This window comes from Ignavibacteria bacterium (assembly GCA_016873775.1).
GTDB lineage: Bacteria > Bacteroidota > Ignavibacteria > UBA10030 > F1-140-MAGs086 > JAGXRH01.
In genome coordinates, this window is sequence record VGWC01000004.1 from 17,346 (window position 1) to 30,798 (window position 13,453).

Genomic DNA, 13,453 nt, shown 5'->3' on the forward strand with positions numbered 1-13,453 from the left:
TTCAATTCTTCACAAGTTACAAATGACTTCTGAATTCTATGACGATTGTTGAAATAATGAAAACCATTCGCTCTGTTCCAGATTTTCCGAAACAAGGAATTGTCTTTCGCGATATTACAACATTGTTGAAAAATGCTGATGCGTTTCATTCGACGATGGAAATATTATTTCAACGATATAAAGACAAACGAATTTCAAAAGTTGTTGGAATAGAATCTCGCGGATTTATTTTTGGCGCATCACTTGCAGAAAAATTGCAGTGCGGATTTGTTCCGATTCGCAAACCGAAAAAACTTCCGTTCGTTACCGTGTGCAGAGAATATCAACTTGAATACGGAACGGACAAAATAGAAATGCACGAAGACGCAATTGAGCGTGGAGAAAATATTTTACTTATTGACGATTTACTCGCAACAGGTGGAACAATGTTCGCCGCAACAAATCTCATCGAACAACTTGGTGGAAAAGTTGTTGAAATTGCTTTCGTTATTGAACTGGATTTTTTACACGGTCGCGAAAAATTGGACAAGTATAATATTTTTTCATTGATACATTTCATGGATGAAAAATGAAAACAATCATCGAACCATTTAAAATAAAATCTGTCGAGCCGATAAAGTTCACAACGCAACAGGAACGCGAACGAATATTACAATACGCGTTTTACAATCCGTTTTTTATTAAAGCGGAAGATGTAATGATAGATTTGCTTACCGATAGCGGAACATCTGCAATGAGTGCGCAACAATGGGCGGGAATGATGGAAGGCGATGAATCATACGCGGGAGCAAAAAGTTTTTTTCGATTTGAAAACGTCGTTCGCGATTTAACGGGACTCAAACACATTATTCCAACGCATCAAGGACGAGCAGCGGAAAAAATTTTATTTTCGATTGTCGGAGGAAGAGGAAAATTCATTCCGAATAATTCGCACTTCGACACAACACGAGCAAATATAGAATTCAGTGGCGCAACGGCGACGGATTTATTGTGCGATGAAGGAAAAAATCCCGATTTGATTGCGCCGTTTAAGGGAAATATGAATGTTCAGGCACTTGAACAATTTATTCAGCAATTCGGAAATGAAAATATTCCGATGTGTTTTCTTACAGTAACAAATAATTCCAATGGCGGGCAGCCTGTTTCGATGCAGAATATTCGTGAAGTGAAAACAGTGTTGCGCACATACAATATCCCGCTTTTTTTAGACGCGTGTCGTTTTGCTGAAAATGCGTACTTCATCAAACTCCGCGAGAAAGGGTATGAAAAGAAATCGGTGGAAGAAATTGCGCAAGAAATGTTTTCGTATGCCGATGGTGTAACGATGAGTGCAAAAAAAGATGCGCTGGTCAATATGGGAGGATTTCTTGCTGCGAATGATGATGAACTCGCAATGAAAGCGAGAAATCTCTTAGTGATTACAGAAGGATTTCCGACATACGGCGGTTTAGCGGGAAGAGATTTGGAAGCGATTGCACAAGGGTTACACGAAATTCTGGATGAGCATTATTTACAATATCGTATTCGTTCGGTAGAATATTTAGGAGAAAAACTGACGAAAGCAAATGTCCCGATTCTTCAGCCGACGGGAGGACATGCAGTGTATTTAAACGCCAAAAAATTTGCTGAACACGTTCCGCCATCGCAGTTTCCAGGACTATCTGTCGTGTGCGATTTATATGTGCGCGGTGGAATTCGGTCTGTTGAAATCGGAAGCGTGATGTTCGGAAAATATGGCGCAAACGGCGAACATATTCCTCCGCTTATGGAACTCGTACGACTTGCAATACCGAGAAGGGTTTATACGCAAAGCCATATTGATTTTGTTGTTGAAAATGTGATTGATTCGTACGAACATAGAAAAGAGATGCATGGATACAGCATTGTTTGTGAGCCGCCGATGTTGCGACATTTTACTGCGAAATTTCAAATGATGTAAAAAGCACGAAATACTACTTTCTAAATCCTAAACAAATTCGAATGACAAAATCTACATTACTTTTTAAAACGCAAAACACACAACGTTGAAAAATATCTTTCTTTGCGAACTCTGGGTAATATTACTCTCATTTTTTTTTGAGAAGTTCAATTTGAATTTTGTATTTGTTTAGAAATTAGAAATTCGTTTTTAGAATTTTATTATGATGACGCGCGACGAATTTGAGAACTATGCACAGCAAGCATTCGATGCATTACCGGAATTTTTTAAAGAGAAAATTGATAACGTTCGTATTGTTGTTGAGGATTATCCGACGGAAAAGGAAATGCGCAGTGTGAACATTCAATCGAAACATAATTTACTTGGTTTGTATCACGGAATTCCGACAAAGCATCGCGGTACGTGGTACGGAATGTCGCCGATTTTACCTGATACAATTTTTCTTTTTCAAAAAAATATAGAAGCAGTTTGCAGAACAGTCGAAGAAATTCCAAATAAGATTTGCGAAGTATTGATTCACGAAATTGCGCATTACTTTGGAATGAACGAAGAGGAAGTTCGCGCAGCAGGATACTAAGTCAATGTAATATGCAAAACGTCTTGAAACGATTTTATTTCTAATTCTATACTAACATTTTAACTACTAACAATCTTTTATACTCAATGGCAAAAATCATATTTACAATCACGTACGATATTGTTCCCGCCGCTCGACCGGCGTATCTTTCACTTGTTGAAGAAATGAAACTATATTTCCTCAATGTGCAGAAGAGAAATTATAACGTGTATGAAAAGAAAGGCAAGAAAAATACATTCACGGAAATTTTTCTTTGCGAAAGCGAAGAAGAATTCGAAACGCTGGAAGATACAATGGATGAACAATGGCAGGAATTGTTGAGGAGAGTACAAGAATACGTACTGGAAGGAAAAACACAGTATTCGACATATATCGAACCGATTGAATAGGACTCTTTATGTGGATTTCTAATTCTCACGCGAGCGTTCATTGCATTGATGTATTATACTTTGAAGAAATGTAATTATGTCGCGCATTATTGACCCGATTGCAGAATTTATGAAAGAACATGATGCCGCCTTGCATCAACTTTCGTTGCTGAATAGTGCTGTCAAATCTCTTGCAGCAAATGGATTTTCGGAACGTGATTTTAAGAAGGTATTAAGCGCACTTTCGTATATGAATCACGAAGTTGGCGACCATAATCACAAAGAAGAAGAGGCGTTGTTTCCGATTTTAGAACGCTATGTAGAAGGACCGACACGAGTAATGCGCGAAGACCATATTCTGCTTGCTGAAAAATTCAGCAAATTTCGAGATGCAGTTACGCGTGTTAAAAAAAAACCATCGGAGAAAAAAGAACTTCGCTATCTTGCAACAATCACGCGTTCCATTGTGAAAATATTTGTGAATCACATTCATAAAGAAAATTATATTCTGTTTCCGATGGTGCAACGATTTTTGACTAAAGAAGAATTACGGGAAGTTGCAAAAAAAATGAAATAGAAGTTCGTTCCGTGTTCACCTTTACTTTGAAAATAAAAAAAGAACATAAGTAATTTATGTTCTTTTTCTTTTTTTGAAATGAAGAGAAAAAAATTATCGCGGTGGAAATCCAACTTTGAAATCGGTAATTGCTGATTGAAAACGTTGAGCGGACATTTTGAGAACAAAATCTTTAAATGCTTCGGAAAATATCTTTGGAGATTTTTCCAAATCAATAATCATTCCGCGCCTCGCAAGTTCTTTCATTATTAGAATATTCATTCGCGCGTTTCTTCGTCCTTCTACTAAATCGGCGATAATGATTCGTTCGTCCATCGAGAAACTATCCCAATATGCCTGAAAAACGTCTCGCACTTCTGCAATAAATTTTTGTTTCACTGCATCAATGTTCAACGGTGCATTGGGTGCTGATATTAATGCGTCCCACACAATGGAGCATGCAACTTGCAATAGATACGGATGATAACCCGCCAATCCGATAATGAGTTGGATAAACGGTTCAAACGATGGTCCTCCGGTTTTCATCGAACGAAGTAAAAGTTCTTTTGCTTCGACTAGACTAAAGTGGCTGAGATTTATCGTCGAAAAAATTTCAGAGAACGGTTTTTCGGGATATTCTTTGTGTCCAATGGCGGCTTTCAGCGGAAGATGTGAAGATACGACTTCGATGATATTGTAATTCTCATCTACGAAACGAAGCAAATCAAAAAAGTACATATCAAACGAATCGTTCTTTGCGAGATTATCTATTTCATCAATGATAAGAACAACGCATTTTTGCATTCGGTCAATATATCCCAACAATTTTCGGAAGCCATCGTACGTAGGCGCAATTCCTTGTGTCATCTTTCCGGTTTTATCGAGACTGAAGTACAATGCAAGGAAAAATTCTTCAAGCGTAAAGTTCGGTGTTTTCGGACATTCAACGTAAGTGAAAATATATTCCTGTGGATTGCGTAAGTAGTGTTGACGAACTTCTTGATGTGTAAGATAATAAATCATTGACGTTATTCCCATTCTTCGTTCGCCGACAACGGAAATACTTCGTGTACTCTTCGAAGCAATGAGTTCGAAAATTTGGCGGATTTCCTCTTGGCGTCCGACAAAACCTTCTAAGGATGTAATTTTTCCGCCGGTTTGATACGGGCTTTTCTTTTGCGTTTGCGTTGCGCCTGATTGAGGAGAAACTGTTTCTGCTTTTTTTTCTTCCTTCTGAGCAGTTTTTGAAACAGGTTGCACTGCGTTTCCAACATCATCACCATAAACATTATAAATTGTATGTGTGATGCCGTGTTTATCCGGAAGTTCTCCGCAGAAATGAAACATTTGTTTGTAGCGTTCGTTGAGAACTGCAACCAAATCATACACTTCGCGAGATGCAAGTATATGATTCGTAACGCCAAAACTCATTAGTCGCTCTGCTTTGTTGACGGCGTTTCCGATAATGTCAGCATTCCCCGCTAAATCTCGGCGCACAGAGACTTGTCCGATATTGATTCCGATGCGTACATCAATTTTTTGTTCATCGGTGAGTTTCTGATTATTTTTTGCAAGAGCGGATTGAATTTCGATGGCAATTTTCAGCGGTGCTTCCATATCGTCGAAGAAACAAAGAATTGCACCATCGCCTGTTGTTTTTATACAAAGCGAGTTTTGATTTGTTGTCTGGAATGTAGGAGTTTGTCGAATGATATTTTCCAACGTATATACTTTTTTTACTTGAAACTCATTCGTAAGTTTTGAAAAACCTACTATATCTAGCATTGCCACGTAGGCAATTCTTTTCTCCATCTCAGCCACGGTTGTCTCTACGCATTAACGATTGTTTGAATGTTGTAAATAAATTTGCAAATGATTTCTACTTTTTAGAAAGTGAGAGCAAATATACATTTCTTTAAGTAACAATTCAAGTTAATTTTCAAACAAAGAAATTTTTTCTTTTGCGAGTTGCGCTAATGAAGAAATAAACTGGGTAAATTGTTGAGTCCTGTAGTCCTTGCGAATTGCTGTATACCTCATTGATACGCTAGTTCTCGTATTTCGATATTTATTTCGCACTGTGTTTCGATATGGTCGGTAACAAATGCAATCGGAATGACTAAAATATTTTTCTTTTGTTCTGCTGCTACGTTTTCTATTGTTCCTTCAACGAAGGTTTTAACAATTTTACAGGACCTACTTTGCTTTGATAACAAATAGACGAGGAAAGATTCCATTTCCCTGTTTCAAGCACTGAACGAACAGTTTCTTCAATCTGAAATTGATATTGGTCGCCTTTTCTAATAAGAGAAAGTTGTAAAAGAATATTGAGGATACATAGGGATTAAAACAATGCGCTGAAAATGTCCTCGACAAATTTTTTCGATGGCTACGTGGGTGAACGGTTTCCAATACCGCATTGCAACAAAAACTGAAACATTTTCTGTTCGGCGAAGTTCGTTTTCCAATGCAGTTACTTGCAATTCAGTAAGTTCACGGATAGGAGATTTTCCTCCGATTGTTGCATAGTGTTCTCTCACTGTTTTTGAACGCCGAGAAGAAATAAATTGTGCCAGTAATTTCCTTGCTAAAAATGCAACGGAAAATCAATGATATCGGGGTCGCTAAATAAATTGTATAAAAAATGCTCAACAGCATCGAGCGAATCCGGTTCACCTAATTGAAAAAGTACGACAGCAGTTTTTTGTTCCGAAATTGATTGTATCGAAAAATAAATTTGAAAAAAATACTTAAACTCTTTTTCGCAAACCTATTTGGCATAGAATAAATTCGATTGTTATATTGCACCCGTTTTTGGAACCCGAATTTTTTACCCACTATGAATTTTAAAAATTTTATCTATTTCTTATTTACCATTGCATTTATTTATCCAACACAAATTTTTCCACTTCCGCGATTTTCATTGAAAGAAAATATGCGATGTTCATCGTGTCATACTAATCCGACAGGAGGACAAATGCGCAATGAATACGGAACAACGTACAGTCTCGACAAGTTATCTCTTGAATCAACGTTCGAAGAAGATTTTTCTTTTGACCCGAAACTTTCTGATAACATAACGATAGGTGCGGATGTTCGAACGCAATTTTTATCAGAAGAATTTTCGCACTTGAATACATTTCAGTTGATGACAGCGTCATTGTATGCATCTGCTCGACTTTCGAAAAAAATTACATTGTATTTGAAACAAGATATCGTGAACGGTACGTATGGAAATTATTACGGCGGAACAGAAGTTTTTGGAATGTTGAAATTATTTCCGAAGTTCTATATCAAAGGAGGAAGTTTTCTTCCGGATTTTGGTTGGAAACAGGATGACCATACAATTTTTACTCGAGCGAAATTATTTTTCCCCCCGAATTACAAAGATATCGGAATTGAATTCGGAAGTTCGCTGGACAATATATTCGTAACTGCCGGAATATTTAACGGAACTGGAAATTATTCTACGCTCGAATATTCTCGACATAAAGCATTTGTTGTAAAAGCAGAAATTGCTCAATCGGTTTCTCAAGTTCATTATGTTGTTGGTTTTTCGGGTTACCAATATCAAAACTATAAAATGGGAGGTATTCATCTAAGTGCAAATGTTGATGATGTTATTTTTTTAGGTGAAATAGATTGGACAAATGGTGCGTTAGATATTTTTTCGTCTCCTCCTGCGTTTGATAACACGAGTAAGTCAATGGCAATGTTTGCAGAAATAGATTATCGGTTTATTCAAGGACTTTGGTTAACGGGACGCTATGAACAATTTGACACGTATCGAAGTGTGCGCGGAGATGAAAAACATAGAATTGTCATCGGTGCAGAATTTTTTCCGTATTCATTTGTTGAGATTCGTCCGCAGTATCGTTTCAATGTTGAAACGCCAACAGTTTCCAACAATCAATTCCTTATTCAATCACATTTATGGTTTTGAGGTGTACAATGAAAATATATGTATCAGTACTATTGTTCTTTGTGTCAACCGATTCATTTTTTTCGCAAGAAAGCAGTACTTCGGAAAAAACGAAGAAGAAAAAAAACGATACAACATCAACGACAGTAATTCAAGAAAGAAAGAATTCAGAAGAAAACGTTGAAACAAACAAAGAATTGGGAAAGAACGTTACTGTTTCTTTTTCCAAAGTAATTTTTCCGCTTCTGCAAAAACATTGTATGCCGTGTCATTCGGAAGAAGAGGAAAATCCAAGCGAATTGTATTTTGAATCGTACGAAATGCTAATGCATGGCGGGAAAAATGGTGTTCCGATTATTTCGGGCAAAGGAGATTCGAGTATGTTTATACAAAAATTGCGACCGAAACCAACCTTTGGCGACCAAATGCCATTGCCAAAACGGAAAACAAAACTTTCAGAAGAAGTGATTCAAATTTTTGTTGATTGGATCAATCAGGGTGCAAAAAAAAATTAACTGAATACAGTACGTAATTACTTGATTGAACTTCACAAGACAATTCAAGAACTCTATAATACAGAACTGCATTTGCTTCAACGTTCTGATGTCGTACCTGTTTTCAACGAACTCAAAACACAGTTAAATTCAGGAACACTGCGAACGGCAGAAAAAAAGGATGGGCATTGGAGTGTTCATGAGTGGATTAAACAAGGAATCCTTCTTGGATTTCGCGTTGGGATTCTTTCCGAAATTACATCCGCGTCCCCGTTTCAATTTTTTGACAAAGATAATTTTCCAACCAAAAAATTTTCTTTCGAAGATGGTGTTCGCATTGTCATGGGAGGAACAACTGTTCGTGATGGATGTTATCTTGCAAAAGGAGTTGTAATAATGCCTCCTGCATACGTGAATATCGGCGCGTATATTGATGAAGGAACAATGATTGATTCACACGCACTTGTAGGTTCGTGCGCGCAAATAGGAAAGCGCGTTCATATTTCTGCAGGAGCGCAAATTGGAGGAGTGTTAGAGCCGATTAAAGCAATGCCCGTAATCATAGAAGACGATGTTTTTGTGGGAGGGAATTGTGGAATCTTTGAAGGCGTCATCGTTTCTGAAGGAGCGGTAATTGCATCGGGTGTAAATCTTACGGCATCAACTCCGGTTTATGATGTTGTTCGGGAAAACATACTTTGCGGAACAAAAAAACATCCGTTGGTAATTCCTCGAAATGCCGTTGTCGTATCTGGCGGAAGACCCATATCAGGAAAATGGGCAGAAGAAAACAGATTGGTCATCTTCACACCGATGATTATTAAGTATCGCGACGAAAAAACAAACAATGCTACGCTGTTGGAAGAAAATCTTCGATAATTTTTATGGCAAAAAAGATTCTCATCACGGGTAGCAATGGATTAGTAGGACAAAAACTTGCGTTTGTTTTTTCTCAAAGCGAGCAATATCAACTCTTACTTACATCCAAACACGAAAAGTCCGTATTTGGAAATTTGTTACCGTATCGGAAAATGAATTTATCCGTTAAGAAAGAAGTACATTCTGTTGTGAATGATTATTTACCGGATGTTATTATCAACGCCGGTTCTTATACAGATGTGGATGGTTGTGAAAAAGAAAAGGAACAGGCATGGCTTGCAAATGTTGTTGGTGTTGAGCATTTAATTTCTGCAGTCAAATCGGAAACGCACATCATTCATTATTCGTCGGATTATATTTTTGACGGTAAAGCGGGACCGTATGACGAAACATCGCTTCCTAATCCGATATCGTATTATGGAAAAACAAAATTAGCAAGCGAAAATGCATTGCGAATGAGTTCGCATCCATTCACGATATTAAGAACATTGATTGTGTACGGAACTGGAATAAACGTTAAAACAAATTTTGCGCTTTGGGTGATTCGTTCGTTACAAGAGAAAAAAAATATTCGTGTTGTTACTGACCAATGGGGGAATCCTACACTTGCAGATGATTTGGCGTTTGCGGCTTTAAAAATTGTTGAATTGGAGCGTGCTGGAGTGTACAATATTGCGGGAGAAAATATTTTGAATCGTTTTCAGTTTGCGCAAACTATCGCGGAGCAATTTCAACTGAATACATCTCACATTATTCCAATTGTTACAAGCGATTTGAAACAAGTTGCACCGCGTCCGTTACGTTCGGGATTTATAACATTGAAAGCCGAAACAGAATTAAGTTTAAAATTATCGGGAGTAACAAAAGGACTTTCCGTTTTATATCATCAACTAATGTTAGAAAAAAAACAAAACTGAAATCTATGCTTGATTTAAAATATATCCGCGAGCATCCTGAAGAAGTTCATGAAGGAATAAGAAAAAAAGGAGAAAAAGATTTTGTCAATGATATTCTGAATCTTGATAAAAGAAGAAGAGAATTGCAATTCAGCGTTGATGCACTCAAGAACAGACGCAACATTGTAACAGAAGAAATTGCCGCATTGAAGAAACGGAACGAAGATGCTACGACGTTAATTTCTGAAATGGGAACATTAAAAAGCGAGATTCAACAATATGACAAAGAAGTGTTTGACATAGACCAAAAACTCAATCAGTTGTTATTGACGATTCCCAATGTTCCTCATGTTTCCGTTCCTTTTGGTAAAGCACCTGAAGAAAATGTGCCAATATTTACTTGGGGAAAATTATCCGAGATGGATGTTGAGCCGAAACCACATTGGGAGATTGCAGAAAAATGTGGAATCATAGATTTCAATCGCGGAGCAATGGTTTCGGGAACAGGATTTCCTTTCTATGTTGGAAAAGGTGCGCAATTGCAGCGAGCGCTAATCAATTTTTTTCTTGATGAAGCGAACGAACACGGATATACGGAAATTGAACCGCCAATTGTTGTGAACGAAGATTCTGCAAGAGGAACGGGACAAATTCCCGACAAAGAGGATTTGATGTACATTGCAGAGCGAGACGGATTATATCTTGTTCCTACGGCAGAAGTACCGGTAACAAACTTTCATCGGAATGAAATTATTTTAGAAGAGAAATTGCCCATAAAATACTGCGCGTACACTCCTTGTTTTCGTCGTGAAGCAGGTTCGTATGGAAAAGATGTTCGCGGGTTAAATCGCTTGCACCAGTTTGACAAAGTGGAATTAGTAAAATTTGTAATTCCCGATTCTTCATACAACGAGTTGGAAAAATTACGAAGTGACGCAGAAATCTTACTCCAAAAACTCAATATTCCTTATCGTGTATTGCTGATGTGTACAGGAGATATGGGATTTTCTCAAGCAAAGAAGTATGACCTCGAAGTGTGGTCGGCGGCGCAAAAAAAATGGTTAGAAGTTTCTTCGGTAAGTAATTTTGAATCGTTTCAGGCGAGAAGAATGAACATTCGTTATCGTCCAATGAACGGAGGAAAACCGGAAATTCTACATACGCTTAATGGTTCCGCGCTTGCGTTGCCAAGAATAGTTGCTGCTATTTTAGAAAATTATCAAACTCCCGAAGGAAAAGTCATCGTTCCTTCGGTTCTTCAGAAGTATACCAGATTTTCTGTTTTTGAATAAGGAAGTATGCTATTTATTGAAGTTCATCATTCGTGAACATCGTAGAAGGAGATTCTGATTGTTGAGGTTCCGTTTTCTGTGGCTGAGAAAATAACCGATGTTTGCTTTTGTAGTGAATGACAATAAGCGAAGCAATGTATCCTTCTAAATTAAAAGAAGTGCGAAGGTCTTCGATATATTCTTTCTGATTTGCAGAAGTTATATCCGTCATAGATAAAATCCGTTCCCATTCACTCCAAGGTTTTTTCGTTCGGGATTCTATGATTTGCTCGGATTTTTCTTGAGTTTGCGATTGGGGAGGAGGTTGTTGTGAGTTTTGTAGTTCCATAAATGCGGGGAAAATATAGTAAAAATTATTTTTTCATTTCAAACTCTGCAAATATTGTGCTTCGTAAGTGTTTCTCGTATATTCATCCGAAATTTTCTAACGTTGAGAGGAAAAAATTATGACCGAAACGTCGCAACAAACGCATCAGAAGAAAAAACAAGCAGCGCCCGCTTATACGCAACGCCAAGCAGAAGAACGACTTGCGCATTATAAAGAAATCATTTCGGAAATGAAACATCCTAATGAAATGGAAACGGTTCTTTCCATCACGAAAGATATTGCAGAATCCGGATTTAACGTAACAGAAATTCATCAAATGCTTGCGGAACGAGCGATGGTTTTTGTTTTGAAATCGTTGGAAGAAATATCGTTGCATTTTGTAGAAGAATTTCTGCATATTGTTAAAAAAACAATAGCAAACGTTCAAACTCAACTGAACCAAGCATCAGAAATGGCGTATGCGATTGCTCGAAATAAACTTGAAGAAGGCGATGTTGGTTTAGTTCGCCGATATTATCAAGTAGGAAAATTAGCAAGCGACGATAAACGCTATTTGGAAGAACAACTTGAAACACGTTTGATGGAATTAGCGGATGAACGGTTGAACGATGATACAGTTGAGTTAGTAGATAATTACATCAGTATTGCAAAAACGATTACTATTGATTTAACTCCCGCGCGTCAAAAGATGACAGAAAAAGCACTTCGGCTTGCAGAACGCACACTTGACCAAAATAAATATGATTTAACGGAAAGTTATGTTGGTCTTGCCGCAGTTGCCGGAGGAGATGTTACTGTTTCGCAAGAATACCTCGCAAAAAAATCTCTTGCACTTATTGAGAAAGAAATGCAAGTTCCTATAAAAGAACGGAACATAAAAGTTGCATGGCAATTGATACGAATAGTTAGCAGTGTTGGTGGAGATTCCGGAGAATTCGAAACAAAATTGGTTGCAGATATCAATGGATTGGAAAGTGCGAAACGACGATTTCAAATAATTCGCGCACTTGTAGTTGTTGCAATCATTGGTGGATTGTTTTATGGCCTTTTATGGTGGCGAGAGCAAAGTAAATTAGAAAAAATAAAAGCAGAAAAAGTAGAAAACGATAAGCGGACACAGATTTGGGAACAACGCTTATCTGCTGCAACGTTTGGTGATATACTCTATTCACTTTCTAAACACTCGGAAGGTATAACCGATGTTGCTCTCTCTGCTAATGAACAGTATTTTGTAACAGTAGGTAATGACCACAAAACCTACGTTTGGAGATTGAATGACGGAACGTTGGATTCATTATATGTAAATATTGATAATCCCAGTGTCATCTTAACAGTTTCCATATCTTCTGATAACCAATATGTGTTTGCTGGTGGAAACGAAATAGTAACAGTTACTGAATTACTTACAGGAAAACTCGTGAGAACTATTGACGCTCATACAGATTTTGTTACTACATCTGCAGTTACGAATGATAATACATATTACATTTCTGGGAGTGGCGATAAAAGTATTCACGCTTGGAATATATCCGATGGAACAGAAGCAAAAAATTTCGACGGACACACGGGAATGGTAAATGCGCTTTCAATTACTTCTGATAACAAAATATTAGTTTCTACGAGCGATGATTCGACGATACGATTATGGAATATTTCTGAAGAGAAAGAATTTTCTCGATTATACGGAAACGACATTATGAAATCGGTTTCCGTTAGTTCCGAAGGAAATTGTATTGCTTCTGGAACTCCACATGGAAAAATACTTCTTTGGAAATTATCCGATGGAACAATGCTTCAGACCATAGACGCTGGAAGTGCAAGTATCAATACACTGTCATTTGCAAATCAAGGCAAAGAAATTATTGCCGGAACAGATGCGGGAGAAATTTCGGTGTGGAATGTTAGCGATGGGAAAAATCTTCGACGCTTACAACTTCATAATGGGAGTATAACATCGTTCGTTGTTCATTCAAAAAATTCTTTCATCATTTCTGTTGGCGGGAACGATAATCTCATCAAAGTGATAAAGTTCTACTAAAATTTTCACGAGCATTATTGTGATATTCGGGGCGTGGCTCAGTCCGGCTAGAGTGCTTGGTTCGGGACCAAGAGGTCGCTGGTTCGAATCCAGTCGCCCCGACAATTTATTTCAGATATTCTGGATTCTTTGATATTTATCGTTGCGATAACCAAAAGCAACGA

The 13,453-nt window shown here is 37.6% G+C and carries 13 protein-coding genes, 1 tRNA gene and 1 pseudogene; 12 read left to right on the forward strand and 3 right to left on the reverse strand.

The window, feature by feature from the left end; all coding sequences use genetic code 11:
• Window positions 1-38 precede the first annotated feature (38 nt).
• The 5 genes from apt (at window position 39) to FJ218_01055 (ending at window position 3,461) form a co-directional block, all read left to right on the forward strand.
• Window positions 39-572: an adenine phosphoribosyltransferase gene (gene apt, locus FJ218_01035; protein ID MBM4165503.1), complete on the forward strand. Its 534-nt coding sequence runs from the start codon at window positions 39-41 to the stop codon at window positions 570-572.
• Window positions 569-1,939 (forward strand): tryptophanase, encoded by a 1,371-nt coding sequence (locus FJ218_01040; protein MBM4165504.1) that lies wholly within the window; start codon window positions 569-571, stop codon window positions 1,937-1,939. The genes apt and FJ218_01040 overlap by 4 nt, the downstream gene beginning before the upstream one ends.
• 202 nt (window positions 1,940-2,141) lie before the next feature.
• Window positions 2,142-2,516: a metallopeptidase family protein gene (locus FJ218_01045; GenBank protein ID MBM4165505.1), complete on the forward strand. Its 375-nt coding sequence runs from the start codon at window positions 2,142-2,144 to the stop codon at window positions 2,514-2,516.
• An 86-nt stretch (window positions 2,517-2,602) separates the two neighbouring features.
• The gene (locus tag FJ218_01050; protein ID MBM4165506.1) at window positions 2,603-2,905 is read left to right on the forward strand and encodes a hypothetical protein; all 303 of its coding nucleotides are present in this window, start codon (window positions 2,603-2,605) and stop codon (window positions 2,903-2,905) included.
• Window positions 2,906-2,981: 76 nt separating this feature from the next.
• Window positions 2,982-3,461 carry a hemerythrin domain-containing protein gene (locus FJ218_01055; protein MBM4165507.1) on the forward strand — a complete coding sequence of 160 codons (480 nt, stop codon included), beginning with the start codon at window positions 2,982-2,984 and terminating at the stop codon, window positions 3,459-3,461.
• Between the two features lie 93 nt (window positions 3,462-3,554).
• On the opposite strand, the gene FJ218_01060 is transcribed toward FJ218_01055, so the two are convergent.
• Both FJ218_01060 and hemH read right to left on the reverse strand, forming a co-directional pair.
• Window positions 3,555-5,252 carry an adenylate/guanylate cyclase domain-containing protein gene (locus FJ218_01060; GenBank protein MBM4165508.1) on the reverse strand — a complete coding sequence of 566 codons (1,698 nt, stop codon included), beginning with the start codon at window positions 5,250-5,252 and terminating at the stop codon, window positions 3,555-3,557.
• 120 nt (window positions 5,253-5,372) lie between these two features.
• Window positions 5,373-6,156: pseudogene (hemH, locus tag FJ218_01065) on the reverse strand (ferrochelatase).
• 123 nt (window positions 6,157-6,279) lie between these two features.
• Here hemH and FJ218_01070 point away from each other — a divergent pair.
• The 5 genes from FJ218_01070 to serS are packed head-to-tail and all read left to right on the forward strand — an operon-like array spanning window position 6,280 to window position 10,923.
• Window positions 6,280-7,383, forward strand: coding sequence for a hypothetical protein (locus FJ218_01070; GenBank protein MBM4165509.1), 1,104 nt, complete (start codon window positions 6,280-6,282; stop codon window positions 7,381-7,383).
• On the forward strand, window positions 7,374-7,877 hold the full coding sequence (locus FJ218_01075) for a hypothetical protein (GenBank protein MBM4165510.1): 504 nt from the start codon (window positions 7,374-7,376) through the stop codon (window positions 7,875-7,877). Before FJ218_01070 ends, FJ218_01075 begins: the two co-directional genes overlap by 10 nt.
• Window positions 7,878-7,898: 21 nt before the next feature.
• Window positions 7,899-8,735 (forward strand): 2,3,4,5-tetrahydropyridine-2,6-dicarboxylate N-succinyltransferase, encoded by an 837-nt coding sequence (locus FJ218_01080; GenBank protein MBM4165511.1) that lies wholly within the window; start codon window positions 7,899-7,901, stop codon window positions 8,733-8,735.
• A 5-nt stretch (window positions 8,736-8,740) separates the two neighbouring features.
• Complete coding sequence (locus FJ218_01085; protein MBM4165512.1) at window positions 8,741-9,652, forward strand: SDR family oxidoreductase; 912 nt, start codon at window positions 8,741-8,743, stop codon at window positions 9,650-9,652.
• A gap of 5 nt (window positions 9,653-9,657) precedes the next feature.
• Window positions 9,658-10,923 carry a serine--tRNA ligase gene (gene serS, locus FJ218_01090; protein MBM4165513.1) on the forward strand — a complete coding sequence of 422 codons (1,266 nt, stop codon included), beginning with the start codon at window positions 9,658-9,660 and terminating at the stop codon, window positions 10,921-10,923.
• A 13-nt stretch (window positions 10,924-10,936) separates the two neighbouring features.
• Here the strand turns inward: serS and FJ218_01095 are convergent, their stop codons facing one another.
• On the reverse strand, window positions 10,937-11,251 hold the full coding sequence (locus FJ218_01095) for a hypothetical protein (protein MBM4165514.1): 315 nt from the start codon (window positions 11,249-11,251) through the stop codon (window positions 10,937-10,939).
• A gap of 118 nt (window positions 11,252-11,369) precedes the next feature.
• Here FJ218_01095 and FJ218_01100 point away from each other — a divergent pair, with 118 nt between their 5' ends.
• Together FJ218_01100 and FJ218_01105 are read left to right on the forward strand one after the other, a co-directional pair.
• On the forward strand, window positions 11,370-13,289 hold the full coding sequence (locus FJ218_01100; protein MBM4165515.1) for a WD40 repeat domain-containing protein: 1,920 nt from the start codon (window positions 11,370-11,372) through the stop codon (window positions 13,287-13,289).
• A 27-nt stretch (window positions 13,290-13,316) separates the two neighbouring features.
• Window positions 13,317-13,394, forward strand: a tRNA-Pro gene (locus FJ218_01105).
• Window positions 13,395-13,453: the final 59 nt, after the last annotated feature.

Coding starts and splice junctions, on each gene's coding strand:
- serS (MBM4165513.1), top strand. CDS start 9,658: ATGCTTGATTTAAAATATATCCGCGAGCATCCTGAAGAAGTTCATGAA.
- FJ218_01100 (MBM4165515.1), top strand. CDS start 11,370: ATGACCGAAACGTCGCAACAAACGCATCAGAAGAAAAAACAAGCAGCG.
- FJ218_01055 (MBM4165507.1), top strand. CDS start 2,982: ATGTCGCGCATTATTGACCCGATTGCAGAATTTATGAAAGAACATGAT.
- FJ218_01075 (MBM4165510.1), top strand. CDS start 7,374: ATGGTTTTGAGGTGTACAATGAAAATATATGTATCAGTACTATTGTTC.
- FJ218_01070 (MBM4165509.1), top strand. CDS start 6,280: ATGAATTTTAAAAATTTTATCTATTTCTTATTTACCATTGCATTTATT.
- FJ218_01045 (MBM4165505.1), top strand. CDS start 2,142: ATGATGACGCGCGACGAATTTGAGAACTATGCACAGCAAGCATTCGAT.
- FJ218_01085 (MBM4165512.1), top strand. CDS start 8,741: ATGGCAAAAAAGATTCTCATCACGGGTAGCAATGGATTAGTAGGACAA.
- apt (MBM4165503.1), top strand. CDS start 39: ATGACGATTGTTGAAATAATGAAAACCATTCGCTCTGTTCCAGATTTT.
- FJ218_01040 (MBM4165504.1), top strand. CDS start 569: ATGAAAACAATCATCGAACCATTTAAAATAAAATCTGTCGAGCCGATA.
- FJ218_01060 (MBM4165508.1), bottom strand. CDS start 5,252: ATGGAGAAAAGAATTGCCTACGTGGCAATGCTAGATATAGTAGGTTTT.
- FJ218_01050 (MBM4165506.1), top strand. CDS start 2,603: ATGGCAAAAATCATATTTACAATCACGTACGATATTGTTCCCGCCGCT.
- FJ218_01095 (MBM4165514.1), bottom strand. CDS start 11,251: ATGGAACTACAAAACTCACAACAACCTCCTCCCCAATCGCAAACTCAA.